The sequence below is a fragment of the Shimazuella kribbensis DSM 45090 genome (genome assembly GCF_000428065.1).
GTDB lineage: Bacteria > Bacillota > Bacilli > Thermoactinomycetales > Thermoactinomycetaceae > Shimazuella > Shimazuella kribbensis.
This window is the reverse complement of the sequence record NZ_ATZF01000011.1, coordinates 41083-54713: the sequence shown is the minus strand read 5'-3', so window position 1 is coordinate 54713 and position 13631 is coordinate 41083. Positions and strand designations below refer to the sequence as shown.

Annotated in this window: 14 protein-coding genes and 3 tRNA genes; 1 reads left to right on the top strand and 16 read right to left on the bottom strand. The window is 39.6% G+C overall.

Annotation, left to right across the window (positions count from 1 at the left end; genetic code table 11):
- Positions 1 to 119 precede the first annotated feature (119 nt).
- From hpt to yabN, 12 genes are all read right to left on the bottom strand, one after another.
- Positions 120 to 668 (bottom strand): hypoxanthine phosphoribosyltransferase, encoded by a 549-nt coding sequence (gene hpt, locus A3GQ_RS0114175; protein WP_028777609.1) that lies wholly within the window; start codon positions 666 to 668, stop codon positions 120 to 122.
- A 77-nt stretch (positions 669 to 745) separates the two neighbouring features.
- Positions 746 to 2155, bottom strand: a complete 1410-nt coding sequence (gene tilS, locus A3GQ_RS0114170; RefSeq protein WP_028777608.1) for a tRNA lysidine(34) synthetase TilS — start codon at positions 2153 to 2155, stop codon at positions 746 to 748.
- A gap of 99 nt (positions 2156 to 2254) precedes the next feature.
- On the bottom strand, positions 2255 to 4699 hold the full coding sequence (gene spoIIE, locus A3GQ_RS24490; protein WP_051271845.1) for a stage II sporulation protein E: 2445 nt from the start codon (positions 4697 to 4699) through the stop codon (positions 2255 to 2257).
- Between the two features lie 265 nt (positions 4700 to 4964).
- Entirely contained in the window at positions 4965 to 5453 is a 489-nt protein-coding gene (locus tag A3GQ_RS25765) for a ribonuclease FAU-1 family protein (protein WP_169818298.1), read from the bottom strand.
- An 88-nt stretch (positions 5454 to 5541) separates the two neighbouring features.
- Positions 5542 to 5618, bottom strand: a tRNA-Met gene (locus A3GQ_RS0114155).
- Positions 5619 to 5633: 15 nt separating this feature from the next.
- Positions 5634 to 5709 (bottom strand) — tRNA-Met (locus A3GQ_RS0114150).
- Between the two features lie 6 nt (positions 5710 to 5715).
- Positions 5716 to 5792: transfer RNA gene (locus tag A3GQ_RS0114145), tRNA-Met, on the bottom strand.
- 155 nt (positions 5793 to 5947) lie between these two features.
- The gene (locus tag A3GQ_RS0114135; protein ID WP_028777606.1) at positions 5948 to 6319 is read right to left on the bottom strand and encodes a septum formation initiator family protein; all 372 of its coding nucleotides are present in this window, start codon (positions 6317 to 6319) and stop codon (positions 5948 to 5950) included.
- A complete protein-coding gene (yabQ, locus tag A3GQ_RS0114130; protein WP_028777605.1) occupies positions 6306 to 6848 on the bottom strand; it encodes a spore cortex biosynthesis protein YabQ in 543 nt (180 codons plus the stop codon). The genes A3GQ_RS0114135 and yabQ overlap by 14 nt, the downstream gene beginning before the upstream one ends.
- Positions 6845 to 7129, bottom strand: a complete 285-nt coding sequence (gene yabP / locus A3GQ_RS0114125; protein WP_028777604.1) for a sporulation protein YabP — start codon at positions 7127 to 7129, stop codon at positions 6845 to 6847. The genes yabQ and yabP overlap by 4 nt, the downstream gene beginning before the upstream one ends.
- A 68-nt stretch (positions 7130 to 7197) precedes the next feature.
- Complete coding sequence (locus A3GQ_RS0114120; protein ID WP_028777603.1) at positions 7198 to 7455, bottom strand: RNA-binding S4 domain-containing protein; 258 nt, start codon at positions 7453 to 7455, stop codon at positions 7198 to 7200.
- The gene (gene yabN / locus A3GQ_RS0114115; RefSeq protein ID WP_028777602.1) at positions 7442 to 8923 is read right to left on the bottom strand and encodes a bifunctional methyltransferase/pyrophosphohydrolase YabN; all 1482 of its coding nucleotides are present in this window, start codon (positions 8921 to 8923) and stop codon (positions 7442 to 7444) included. The genes A3GQ_RS0114120 and yabN overlap by 14 nt, the downstream gene beginning before the upstream one ends.
- 324 nt (positions 8924 to 9247) lie before the next feature.
- Here yabN and A3GQ_RS0114110 point away from each other — a divergent pair, with 324 nt between their 5' ends.
- Positions 9248 to 9451: a hypothetical protein gene (locus A3GQ_RS0114110; protein ID WP_028777601.1), complete on the top strand. Its 204-nt coding sequence runs from the start codon at positions 9248 to 9250 to the stop codon at positions 9449 to 9451.
- A 423-nt stretch (positions 9452 to 9874) separates the two neighbouring features.
- Here the strand turns inward: A3GQ_RS0114110 and A3GQ_RS0114105 are convergent, their stop codons facing one another.
- From A3GQ_RS0114105 to spoVT, 4 genes are all read right to left on the bottom strand, one after another.
- Positions 9875 to 10282 (bottom strand): hypothetical protein, encoded by a 408-nt coding sequence (locus tag A3GQ_RS0114105; RefSeq protein WP_028777600.1) that lies wholly within the window; start codon positions 10280 to 10282, stop codon positions 9875 to 9877.
- Positions 10283 to 10537: 255 nt separating this feature from the next.
- Positions 10538 to 12127, bottom strand: a complete 1590-nt coding sequence (locus tag A3GQ_RS0114100; protein ID WP_037465060.1) for a putative polysaccharide biosynthesis protein — start codon at positions 12125 to 12127, stop codon at positions 10538 to 10540.
- A 249-nt stretch (positions 12128 to 12376) separates the two neighbouring features.
- The gene (locus tag A3GQ_RS0114095) at positions 12377 to 12757 is read right to left on the bottom strand and encodes a hypothetical protein (RefSeq protein ID WP_028777598.1); all 381 of its coding nucleotides are present in this window, start codon (positions 12755 to 12757) and stop codon (positions 12377 to 12379) included.
- A gap of 248 nt (positions 12758 to 13005) precedes the next feature.
- Complete coding sequence (gene spoVT, locus A3GQ_RS0114090) at positions 13006 to 13548, bottom strand: stage V sporulation protein T (RefSeq protein WP_028777597.1); 543 nt, start codon at positions 13546 to 13548, stop codon at positions 13006 to 13008.
- Positions 13549 to 13631: the final 83 nt, after the last annotated feature.

Genomic DNA, 13631 nt, shown 5'->3' with positions numbered 1-13631 from the left:
CTCTCAGGTCTATATCAGTCCATTTATATGAAAAAATTGTGTTCTTCTTTAAAGAGCACTTGTTCATTCTAGCACATGTAAAAATAGCCGACTACACTCCTTCTAATTTTCAACCAATTTTAGGTGTTTTTTGTACTGTAGACTTCTTCTTTCAAAACTCCTATGTAAGGCAAATTCCTATACTTCTCATCATAATCAAGCCCAAAACCGATTACGAACTTATCCGGGACTTGAAAACCAAAATAATCAGGAACCAAGTTAGCTTGCCGTCTGGAAGGTTTGTCGAGTAAAGTTACGGTCTTAACAGAACGTGCTTCCCGCCCCTTAAACAAATCAACCAAATAACTCAATGTAAGTCCCGTATCAATGATATCTTCCACAAGCAAAATATCACGATTTTGAACAGACGAGTCCAAATCCTTTAAAATTCTCACTTGTCCAGACGATTCAGTGGATGCACCATAACTAGAACACGCCATGAAATCAATTTCCATAGGCAATTCAATTTCACGGATTAAATCCGCCATAAAAGGAGCCGCTCCCTTTAATATGCACACACATAGCAGGTCTTTTCCTTGGTAATCATTTGTAATTTGCTTGCCCAAGGCGATAATTTTGTTTCGGATTTGGTCTGTTGAAACTAAAATCTCTTTCACATCTTGATGCAAAGTAATTTTCCCTCCAAACAGCACGTAAGACTGTTCCTTTTGTTTCCAAATATGTATAACTTTTTCTACCATAAAAACTAACTTAATGAACTTGCTTTATCAGGAGTCCAATCTAAGATTAGAAATTTGGTAGTTGATGAGGTTACAGGCGCAACGGCAGATCGGCGAATACCAGGTATCCAAATAATCTCTTGATCTGAAACGACAATAGGTTGGTTTCCCCGATTAACTTGAGGGATTTTGTGTTCCATCAACAGTGATTTTACTCGCTTATGACCTGAGAAACCGAAAGGCTGAATCTTGTCTCCTGGGCGACGATTGCGTACAACTAATTGAGCTAAGTTCAATTCATCGGCATCAAATATCGCATTGTGATGAGATTCACGTATACGATAAGGAGTAGATGCGCTAGAGATAATGGATTCAATTGCACCTTGTGGTATGTACATTTTACTCGGGACAGAAAAAGGATAAGACCACTTCTCTTCCCCTTTATTTATGTAATCTTTGGTCAAACGGAGTACTTCATATGATCTTACTCCTTTTATTCCACCGGGAAGGAAAATCCATACCGAAGGAGATGGGTGTACCCCTAATTGTAACACCTGTTCAATCGATTGATAAAGTAGATTTTCATCAGTTAGACAATTTAATATTAGTTTAACCATTCTCCTTTGTAAAGCAACAGGATAAGAAAGAAAGCTTGGAAGTGAAATTTGGTACTCTTTTTCATTTATTTTTTTCAAACAAGTACCTAATGCTTCATTCGTCCATTTCTCCCAAACAGCCTCTTCATCAGCCATCATGCTGCCCAGCTGTAAAATAGATTGTTTGATTTGAGGATTATATTGGATCAATTCGGGAATTAATTCCAACCGTAGTCGATTTCTTGTATATTCTGTTGACTGATTACTCGAGTCTTCCCGATAATTGATGTTGTTCTCATTCAGGTATTCGGCTAATTCTTTTCGATAAAAGTACAATAGCGGGCGTACGATCTCTAAGTCACCCCATTTTCGTATAACAGGAATACCCGCTAACCCTGTGGGACCAGTACCACGTATGATACGCATGAGTATGGTTTCTACTTGATCATCAGCATGGTGTGCTAAAACAATTTTTTTGATACCCCATGATTGAGCAGCATCTTGAAAAGCTTGATACCTCAGTTCCCGAGCAATAGATTGCTTGTTTCCACCTTCTTTTTTTAATTTGGCTTTTACATCCACATGCTTGTGCTGGTAAGAAATATTCCTTTCCTGACAAAAATCAGCTACAAAACGAGCATCTGCATCACTCTCTTCTCCCCGCAAGTGATGATTGACGTGAACAACATAAACCTGCCAACCAAACTGCATAGTCAAGTGATACAGAGCATCTAATAAAGCAATCGAATCACATCCGCCTGAAACCCCTACAAGAAGCCGTTCGTTGTTTCTAAAAAGTTTATTTGCACGAATATGCGTCTCTAATTTTGCTAAAAACAACTTGCCACCCCATATTAAGAAATCCCGGCGCTAACCGGGATTGGAATTGTTACTTTCATTTTATCAATTTGAAGAAAAGAATCCAACCAAGTGGCTTGCTCAACTACTCACTATTGCCGTTCGATCTACTCTTCTTATCCCTGAAATGCGAATGGATGACCATTCAGGTGCATATCTCTCTATTTTGGATACAACTACAGTCATATCATCGTGTACCGCTCCATGATGCTGTTGTATGACGTTCCCCAACAAGCAATCTGCGAAATCTTGGGGGTCTTTGGTGTCTATTTCATGTATAATACGATTCATAAATGCCTCTTTATTCATCGCATGTCGAGAAGCATCATAAACACCATCACTCATCATGATCAAAATATCCCCCGGCTCTAACTGCATTTCAATCGGTTTTATATCAATTTCTTTTAGAATTCCAATTGGTGGACTGGAAGCTGCAAGTTTGATAATTTTTTTACCGCGTTTGATAAATCCAGGTGTTGACCCGATTTTCATAAATCTGCCTTTTCCAGAATTCAAATCGATCATAGTAAGATCAATCGTTGCAAACATTTCATCCATTGTCCTTAAAGATAATATCGAGTTGACCGAATCCACTGCTCTTTCTTCATGCATACCTGCTTGTAACAATCGTCGCAGCAACTTCAAAGCAGCACTTGATTCCTCTTGGGCACGTTGCCCATTCCCCATGCCATCACTAATGGCTATAGCAGCTCTTCCTGTACCCAAATGCAGGGAGCAAAAACTATCTCCTGAGACAACCGCTCCACCTTTCGCTGCAACAGCAGAACCTGTTTTTAATTCAAATTTTTGAGCAGACCCAAGTGTGATAATCGCGCCGGAGACACCATCTTGTACCATTTTACGATGCACATTTATCGGTTCCCCAATAATCTCTGTTAACAATGGAGCGATTAGTTTTTTACATTCGTCTAAAGCATCTATATGTGGCATAACCACTTCTATCTCTACTTTTCCTTCTGCAAGGTTTAAAACATCTACCCGTTGTATCATTATTCCTAATGTTTCCAATGCAGCATGAATTTGATCTTCTTGTACCGTTAAAACTTGGGCTTCATGCCGAATCTCTCTAGTCAACTTCTCCATTACTTCTGCCATACCGCTAAGTTGATCTGAAACGACTTTTTTGGATTCGTCTATTTTCTCTTTCCAATAGACACGTTCATGATGATAAGCGTACTGGGCTTGACTTGACTCCAATACTTTATCTGGTCTAATACAATGCTCCGTCCAAAAGGAGGGAACAGGTATAGGCCCTTCTCCGTGAGCTTCTACTAAAGTAAGCAAATTGGTCATTCCTTGATACGTTTTAACCACTTTTCTTTCCCAACAATCGGTAAATCTTCGGCATCCCATACAAGCTTCACCCATGATATTACCGATAAATTGATTTACTTGCTCTTCATCATCTTGACGTTTCTTCGAAACGTCTTCTCGAAAACTACCAGCTAGTTCATAAAATAACTCTGTAAAACGCTCTACTTTACCTGCTGTGGCATCTCGCAATCGCCGTATATATTCTTGGTGTGCCATTTGATTTTCAAAAGTTCCTGGAACCAATCGCGATAATGTGAGAAATACAGATTCTTTTGTAAGGAAAAAGATAAAAATTGCAATCAGGCTTTCTTCTAACGATAACCAAAAGTTACCATTATTCGCCTGGTACAATGACAAAATAGTAGAACCCAGTAAAAAACCAACAGCTACTCCAATTCTTCGTCCTTCTTGAAACAATCCCGCTAACAATCCTGAAAAAGATAACAATGATATTTCGATGATTGCCCGAATGTCTGATAAATTTAATATGAGTCCCGTGACTACTCCCATTGAAGCTCCTAACATTCCACCTCCAATCAAAGCTAACACCAAAATCATATAACGAGAAGCAATGTGGACAACGGATAAATCACCAATGTACCATCCAACCATTCCAGTCAACACTGAGCCCATTAAAATAACGAGACAAACCATTTCTTCATGCTTTAAACCAAGTCGATTCTTTTTCACTGTAAAAAGCGGTAAAGATTGTACGAAGATAAAGGTGAGAATAAAACTGAGTAATACATCTACAGCTGCAAGCAAATAAGGGTAATTCGTGTACGAGTGCCAGCTCAATTCGATTAGGTGGCCCGCGGTGCTGCTGATTAGTACGACAAACGGGGTCGATGACAAACTTCCGCGTCCAACCCATTGGAATAACTTGTGAACGATGAACAACACCATAAAAAAACCAGTCATCTTCACTGTTGCCATTGGCCCAAGGGTAGATGCTCCAAGTAGAAGGGAAAACATCACTAGTGGCCATTCTCGCCTACCAAGATGGAAAAGCACTGCTAGATAGGCTAATGCAAAGGGGGAAACGGATTCTAATATCGTCGCTCTTCCTAGTAAAAACCCCATTGCTAAAACTGGAAAATTCCACATTCTCGTCAATCGGTGAGAAAACCGTTTTACCAAACCTTTATTCAAAAAAGATGGACGATAAAGAATATTTTTTATAAATGACATAATCTACCCCCGTTTGCATATTTGTGCTCTCCATTATAGGTGGCGATTTTAAAAATGTTTGTCAAAAAGGCTGGAATTCAAAAAAAAGTTTCCGACAATGGGTATACATCAGATAAATAGAAGCTTCATGAAATAAAAAAAGAAACGGGACTCCCTAAAAACAGGAAAACTCCGTCTCTTATTTCGTCTTATCATGTCGATATGCCAAATGTGGGTGGTTTGTCTGACAAAACTTCTCAAAAGCAGCTTTTTTCATGTCGAAATATTACTTTCTCGCGATTGGGTTTGGAACGATGGGAACCATTTCAGCATCCTGGACAAATCGAGGAATCAATCTACGTTTTGTTTGCAACTGTAACATGGTATCCAATGTCCGAAGAGCATGTACCTGTTGTCGCTTACGCAGATGACCTTTATCAATGGAGTCTGCAAACTCATCTACATCAATCAAGTGATACCGGCCATCCGGGTATATGATCAGATCTAGTAAGAGGTCGACCATAACATATCGCATCGGTGCAATCTCTTTCATTTCCATTACATCACAGTAGTAATACATAAACTCGCCATTTTTATGAAAAACCTTTGAAATGGTATATCCTTTTTTCACAAAGTAATAAGTGTGAAAAATCCGTTTGCCATCAGGATTGGCATATTGAGTGGAAAAGCAGGACCGGCCGCGCCAATCACGGACTTTTTCGGTATAGGTTTTATTAATAGTAGTAAACTTTACCTTTTTGATTACCACATTCACCAGATATTTCCCACTCTTCCATACAAGAAGAGAAGGCGTAATGCGCAACCTTGTGCCAAGGTTGTGATTCCGCCTTCTCCTCTCTTTTTGGTAGCGGCGGAGGGGCTCGAACCCCCGACCTCACGGGTATGAACCGTACGCTCTAGCCAGCTGAGCTACGCCGCCAAACATATAAAAATTTGGTTACAGGGGTAGGATTCGAACCTACGACCTTTGGGTTATGAGCCCAACGAGCTACCAGCTGCTCCACCCTGTGTTAATATGGTTGCGGGGGCAGGATTTGAACCTACGACCTTTGGGTTATGAGCCCAACGAGCTACCGGACTGCTCCACCCCGCGGCATCAGCGAACAGACTTTATTGTAGTCTATTCCGCCAACAAAAGTCAAGAACAAATTTTTCTGTGCCTTCTTTTTCTTTCCTGATGGATAAATCATGATGTTCCTTGTTCGTAAAATGATAAAAAGATGTGCGAGAACGCACATCCAGACTTCCTTATTCATTATCTACTTTCATATTCTTTTCACCTGGCTTGCCATACCCATGTTTATGGGCTTGTTCCATCAAATAATCTTTGTCTTGAAATTTCTTTACATCTTTGGTCAATTTCCTAGTGGCTGCTTCTGAAGTTGCCAATTCTTGCTGACGTGTATGTAAAAGTTCTTCTTTTTTGGAGATTTTGATCTCCTGCATTACCAGTTGTGTAACACACCAGCAAAAAAACAATACCATCAACACAAGCCAAGCAATGCGTCGTCGCTTTACTTTAGGATGTAATTTTGGTGGTAATGATTTTGGTATCATCTTTGGTTCTGTACTTGTCGGCTCGGGTGAACGAAACCGGAGTACATTGTTATTCAGGTTCATCATTTCCCTTCTTTCGGCTAGCCCACCAAGTCTTGAGTTTAGTGGTGTATGGTCGGCAAAAGGTAATCAAAGGACTTAGTATCCATAATAACGGTTTTGTTATTATTTTCCAAATAAAAAGAACGATCCATCGAAAAATCCTCCAAAAGAGCAGTACCACCCACACAATCGGATGATAAATCAATACAAGAATCGTACGAATGAGGAAGTTGATCAGCCATTCTACGAATCTCAACAATTTGGTCAAAATCAAAGTTACCGGTTTAGTAAGAAGACGTAGATAAAATAAAATCCCCGAAATAATAGCTATCATAATATAAAATCGCATCTCGCCCCAATTGCTCCATAAAAGTACAGCAAATACAAAACAAGCAGACGACACCCAAAAAAGCAGATCAATCAAAGAAATAGGCCAGCCTCGTAGAGTAAACCTACGAGTCAAGATACGATAAAGATCAAGGAACACTCCCAACAATGCGCCCGAAGCAAACATCAACGACAAAGTCACCCATTGTGTAGCAAGGGTCACCTGAAGATCCGCCCTAGTACGCTTTTGCTTTTATCTGATCTCGGATGATTGACATCCAAGTAACTAATATCTAAAAATTGACCACGTATCGAAATAATTCCTTGTTCTAGGTCTAAATTTTTCAAATGAAGTTCTTGACCTCGAATACCAACATAGCCATATTCGGTAGCTAATAAAAATTCCTCACTATCGAAACTCTCTATTCCTGTCACTCCGCTTATCTCTAGTTCATTGCGGTTGGTCATAATTAACTCGTGATGACTATTGGCATCTTGTAACATGCTAATATCCCCTTCCCAATAATGCTTTGGTATAACTTATGGGGACAACCTCAAGATTAGAACGAAAATTAGGTAACAGGTTCTTCTTTTACGATGGTAAATAAGGTATCAGCCATATCTTTGGATACATTATCTGCTATTCTTTCGATCTTTGCTGTGACTATTTTCTGTCCAAAACGAATAGCGAGTATGTCTCCTGCTTTCACTTCAGAACTTGCCTTTGCGACTTTTTCATTGATCTTGACCCGGCCCCCATCGCACACTTCTTTAGCCAAGGTACGCCGCTTGATCATTCGTGATACTTTTAAAAATTTATCCAATCTCATTGTTCTCATCTCTTTCCTTTTGTTTTGCTTCCTGCCACCAAATCTCTAACTGCTCCAATGTATAATTCCCCATGGGCTGTCCTGATTCTTTCGCTCTTTTTTCAACATGTCGAAAACGTTGATCAAATTTACGAGTAGTTTGATATAGAGCTAATTCCGGATCAATCTTATAAAAACGAGCTATATTGATAACAGTGAACAGTACATCTCCCAATTCCTTTTCTCTTTCTGTAGGAGTGGAGGCTTCCGCTAATTCTGTTAACTCTTCCTTCATTTTATCTAAAACCCCATCCACACTGTCCCAATCAAAACCAACTTTTGCTGCTTTTTTTTGCTGTTCATATGCGATAAGGATCGCAGGAAATGATTTTGGGATATTATCTAGGATAGAATCTTTTGTATTTTTTCCTTCTTCTTGCTTTACTGCATCCCAAGTCTGAATGACTTCCTCTGATGTATTGGCATCAACGGTTCCAAATACATGTGGATGTCTGCGGATTAACTTTTCATTCAATGTCTGAATCACATCACCAATTTCAAAACCATATCGTTCCTCCGCAACAACAGCATGAAAAATCACTTGTAACAAAACATCGCCCAGCTCTTCTAACATCGCTTGATCATCTTCTTGGTTGATGGCATCAATAAATTCATAAGCTTCTTCTATCAAATAGGGGCGTAGTGATTCATGAGTCTGTTCTCGATCCCAAGGACAGCCTTCTGGACCTCGGAGCTTTTTCATGATCTGGACCAAAAAAGAAAACTGTTTATAAAAAACGCTCTCTTCTCTTGCAGGCGGTACATACACGCTTGTAAGATTCGTAAAACAATTTTGACGATCTAATTCATACAACGGCACACGAATAATCTTTTCCTTGCCTGTTACACCGAGCGCATCCGCAAGGACAACCTCATAATCATCAGGATATACTTGCATCAATGTCAACTTCACATCAGAGGCAACTAATGAACTATATACTTGTCCTATTAAGATATGTTGATTCGGAACAAGAACATAACCTTCCGTTAAGTCTGTCCCATCTAATAATTGAAATCCTTCAACTGGATCAATCCCAAGTCTTGCAAATGCAATATCAAGGAAACTTCCTCCACCCTGTATATCAATTTTCACAGAAGCGGCTGGCCCTTCTTGCAACAGAAGTTGAACGGTACGCTCAGCAACCATTGGATGACCAGGAACGGCATATATAATGTGATTGTGTTCCTCCGATAACTGAAGGAGCTCATCAGCTATCTGGCGATAAACGGAATCAAATTTATCATGTCTTTCATATATGTGATCAAAAGTAGAAAATTCAATGCCTTGTTTTCCCAACCAAGGGGAAATAGGATGATCTTCGGTACGCAAAAGAATAGGATCACCTGATTGCAAAATTTTCCACGTACCGATAGACAAACTATCTTCATTCCCATAACCCAAACCAACAACTGTAATCTTTGGATTCACTGCTACCTTCCTCTCATTTTGCACCAGATACTTAATAAATATAGTATCATGAATGATAAGAAAGTGACGCATAATCTAAAATCAACAGTGTAAAACACTCTCTCTTCTATTCACTTATTACATCTTTTGCAGAGTAAATGAAACATGAAATTTAGAAAAGATAATTTGTATAGACCTGTCTCTCTTTTAAAAATCAAAAGTAATTGTGCTAAACTTTATATATATGTTAAGTCACGTTTGTAATATTTGAATTGTCTTTAATAAAATGAGGGTAATAACTGAATTAAATAGTAAAATTTGCTCCTTAGCTACTCAGGAGGAACGATGTTGGATATTAATTTTATTGCATCGGTGTTACTCTTTGCAGGGATTTTGATTTTTTACCGAATTTCGGTTCAGGCTTTTCGAAAACGCTGGAAAGCAAATGAACCATACGGTTTTGCTCTAATGATGCTTCTTATCACAACTGCACTTCTTATCATCTTTTTATGGTTCATAACAACAGGAGGATTTAGCGAGATATACTAATTATTTATGGGGGAAATATGTATAAAATAGATTTTATAACTCTCATGTTACTTGTAATTGCAGGTTTTTTCAGCGGTACGCTATACCAAACATTCAGAGAAAGACAAAGAAATAATCAAAACTACCGATTTGCACTAACTTTATTTATCAGTGGGACATCCATCATCATCCTTATTCTTTTGTATATATATGTACTATCAAATTGATTCATGGAATGAAAAAGATTATAATAATTACACCTGCCCAAAGACATCTGTCTATTTTTTACAACAGGTAAAAATGTGATAGGGGTATTACTGCTTGCCTGTAAAAAATTGGGCAGGTATCTAAATATATATCTGAATATTAAGTAAATTTATAATAGCAGCTAGACAGACGGTTTCCACCATCTGTCTATTTTCAACAACAAAACTTGATAGGGGTTTACTGCTTGCCTTTCAGATCCTTTCTGCTCTTCTTCACAACACGTGTGATTAGAGCTCCCGCTGTACCGGACCAGAAGAGAAGAAGCACACTCAACATGATATTGGCAACAAGAGGCGTCACCATACTCAATTTGATTGCACTTAATCCACCAGTGGTCACAAGGGCGAGGTATTTGAGCCAAGTATTGATTTCCTCACGCATGTCAGCAGATCGCTTGATTTGCTGATCCTCTGACTCGCGGAGTTCCTTCGCCACTGCTCGCTTCTCAGCTGCTTTATTGCGATTGTTTGCCTCCAGATCAAAATGCATGGTCTGCTTTGATTTTTTGAGGTCTAATCGCTTTTGTTTCAGCTCTACTTTCTGAAGCTGCTCCTCGTTCTTGTTTTTCTTCGACTTTCTTGACATGAACTTCCACTCCTGCGCCAGCGGGCGGAAAGCATCCTAGGTATATTTGGGAGTCGGATGAAACGTCTCAACCAAATTCAGATTTACCCAGACCGTCCTCACTGGCTTCATACAGCGAGCTTCGGGAGCTAACCATATGAAACCAGTGAGAACAGTCATCTATCGTTTTGTTGTTAACAAAAAAATACCCTATATAAATAGGATACCTTTTTGAAATTTATATGTCAAAATCATAGGAATCATTTCATTCATCTACTATTTTCTTTTCTTTCCTAACCATTTTTGCAACTTCGGAACCAAATTCAGCTCCTCATCCTCAATCAATCGAAAACGAAGAACCGCCCAAATATAAATCATGATACCCACTATTACAGAACCAAGACTTGTAACGGTCATAGCAATCCGCTCACTCTCCCACCCTGAGGTCCATTCCATTAACAAAAGTTTTACAATCATGGCTGCACCAGCAAGCAGAATATTGGACAAAAATAGTTTTTTCCATGGTATATCGATGGATGAGACAGATCTTTTTAGAACGAATAAATTGATGATCGCACCCAATGCATAAGCAAGTACTGTAGCAACGGCCGCCCCTCTTATATCCCAGAACGGAATAAAAAAGTAATTGAACACCCATTTGAATAAAACTGCTACTCCAATGGTGATGGCCGGAAGCATCACACGACCCAGTCCTTGTAAGATACCTGCTGACGTTACTACTAATGTAACGAAAATCGTAGAAAATGCTAAAATCGTCAGTGTATCTGAACCAGCCGCATCTTTGAACAACATGACATTGGTTGGCATTGCGATCACTGCTAATCCAATGGAAGAAGGCAGACCCAACATCCACGTTAGACGAATAGCTACATTCGCTCGTTGAAAGACATCCTTCTCTTTTCCTTGCTGTTTCGCTGTTGTCATAGCTGGAACAATGGACAGAGCAATACCTGTAGCAAAAAAAGCAGCAAACTGTAGCAGAGGACCGCCACGATCATAAATACCCTTTTCATTAATGGATGCCGCAATACTCCAATTCTCATCTACTAAAAAGTTGGATATGGTGAAGGAATCCACTAAGCCAAACAATGGATACAACAGTGAATTGATACAGATAGGTATCGAGATCGCAAAAAGCGCTTTTAGAACATCCCAATGCCGTAAAGGATAACTCGAAGCTGTCATAACCATATTTTTAAACCCACTACTTCTCCTTCGATACAAAAACAAAACCAACACGGCAATGCATGCCCCTGTCGTAGCCCCAAAAACTGCCCCAGTACCCGCATACACTACACCTAGTCCCGTACTCATCGCATACCATGCACAAACGAGTATCGTAACAACCCGAACCAATTGTTCCGATACTTGTGATACAGCCGATGGCATCATCTCTTGTTGGCCTTGGTATACTCCTCGCAATGTCGCGGTAAATGGAATAAGAAGTAAAGCAAACGAAACAGCCTGAATCGGAAGTGTTAAAAGCTCTTTGCTACCCATCCAAGTAGCAATGTATGGTGCCCCAAAATATAAAATAAGAAAACCTATACTCCCCATCACAAATAACACAGTCATGGAGACATGATAAATCTGCTTTGCGGAGGCCCAGTCCTCGCTAGCTACCCGCTCCGAAATTAATTTTGATATAGCCAATGGGAAACCTGCTGTTGCCAACAGGAGCAGGACACTATATAAGGGATAGACTTGACTATAAACAAACATTCCCTCGTTACCAGTAATATTTTGATAAGGGATACGATAAACCGCCCCCAAAAATCGGCAGATCATGGTAGCAGCACTCAAAATTAATGCACCAGTTAGAAAAGAGCGTTGTATTTTCTCCATAACAAACACCCACTATCTTCACACACATTTTCATCCAAACAACCATTTTAATATAACAAAATTCAATCTCTCCTGCTTGCAGAAATATTACTTCTCTACTAAAACGCCTTATATTGAGTTTCATCGCATGTATAGAAAGCCAGCTTAAATGAAAGTCTATTATTTTAAAAACCCACATTTGAAACGTAAAAGACATGGCCCTTGTACTGACCTGTTGATCTTTTGGTCAGCACAAGGGCGCTATGGGAACTACCTGCTCCTATACGTATACTTCTCTACAGTGTCTTTCCCACGACGCACATACACATTCAGCTCCCCTTCAGGAGTGAGGAACCAGCCAAGCTCAAAGTCATCAAGCCCGTACCAGTTGTGAGCAGACTCTCCATCTACAGAGCCTGTCTTCGCATAGATCAGTCCGAAATCCTGACGATAGCCGTCCCAGACAGGAAAAATCTTGGGACCTACCGAATTCAACTCCTTAGCCTTATCAGAAAGAAAAACAGCAACCCGGTTAAAGAGCTGATCGCGGAATCCTTCCATATTCAGAGTTTCCATCGGATCAACCCACCACTTCTTCTTGGCCACCATCACTCGAATCTGAATGCCGATGGTCTCAACAAGCTTACGCATGCAATTCCCCTAGGGTATTTGAAAGGTCTGTACTATTCCTAGTTTATATTTAGTGATATAAACTATCAAATAATATGCAAAAGTAGCATAAATTCGGCAAAAAATAAAAAGCGGTGATACCTCAAAAATGAGCATCACCGCTTTTGTTTATGGTTATAAAGAAAGACCAGCAACTATCTATCGATCAATATCAAAGAAATAAGGACAAAATCAGATATGTAGGTCTTATTAACCCTCTTATACCTGTTTTAGTTCTCCATCTGCTTCCCAAGAAACGTAGCGGCTGTACTTGCCAATTTGCTTTCCAACTCACTCATTTTATTACCGTCTTTTTTCGATATGATTACTACTGCTCCAATAGGATCCCCACCAGCATTGATTGGCACAATAATATAAGAAGCATATTCTTCAGGGCTGCCTTTAATAATCTCAGTAACTCCACCATTGTACTCATGTTGAGGACGACGAGATTCCATTGATGATTCGATCATCGAGCTGATTGGCTTCTCCAAATACTCTTTCTTCGATCCTCCAGCTACTGCAATGATACTGTCGCGATCACATACTATAACCGCATGTTGAATATTTTCATATAGGGCTTCTGCATATTCTTGGGCAAAATCGCTTAGTTCGCCAATAGGAGAGTATTTCTTTAAAATAACTTCCCCATCTCTATCTACGAAAATTTCTAATGGGTCTCCTTCACGAATGCGAAGTGTCCGACGAATCTCCTTTGGAATAACTACACGTCCAAGGTCATCGATACGACGGACGATGCCAGTTGCTTTCATTGTCATGATTGCCTCCGTTCTATATTCCTTGGTTCTTTTTGGTCTTATAAGCCATAGTATGAATCTACTGGTAACATCTTATG

Bases quoted from the DNA above. Each gene is read 5' to 3' on its own strand.
- spoVT (WP_028777597.1), bottom strand. From the start codon at position 13,548: ATGAAAGCAACTGGCATCGTCCGTCGTATCGATGACCTTGGACGTGTA.
- A3GQ_RS0114110 (WP_028777601.1), top strand. From the start codon at position 9,248: ATGTTGGATATTAATTTTATTGCATCGGTGTTACTCTTTGCAGGGATT.
- A3GQ_RS0114135 (WP_028777606.1), bottom strand. From the start codon at position 6,319: ATGAACCTGAATAACAATGTACTCCGGTTTCGTTCACCCGAGCCGACA.
- A3GQ_RS0114105 (WP_028777600.1), bottom strand. From the start codon at position 10,282: ATGTCAAGAAAGTCGAAGAAAAACAAGAACGAGGAGCAGCTTCAGAAA.
- A3GQ_RS0114095 (WP_028777598.1), bottom strand. From the start codon at position 12,757: ATGCGTAAGCTTGTTGAGACCATCGGCATTCAGATTCGAGTGATGGTG.
- spoIIE (WP_051271845.1), bottom strand. From the start codon at position 4,699: ATGTCATTTATAAAAAATATTCTTTATCGTCCATCTTTTTTGAATAAA.
- yabP (WP_028777604.1), bottom strand. From the start codon at position 7,129: ATGTTACAAGATGCCAATAGTCATCACGAGTTAATTATGACCAACCGC.
- A3GQ_RS0114100 (WP_037465060.1), bottom strand. From the start codon at position 12,127: ATGGAGAAAATACAACGCTCTTTTCTAACTGGTGCATTAATTTTGAGT.
- A3GQ_RS0114120 (WP_028777603.1), bottom strand. From the start codon at position 7,455: ATGAGATTGGATAAATTTTTAAAAGTATCACGAATGATCAAGCGGCGT.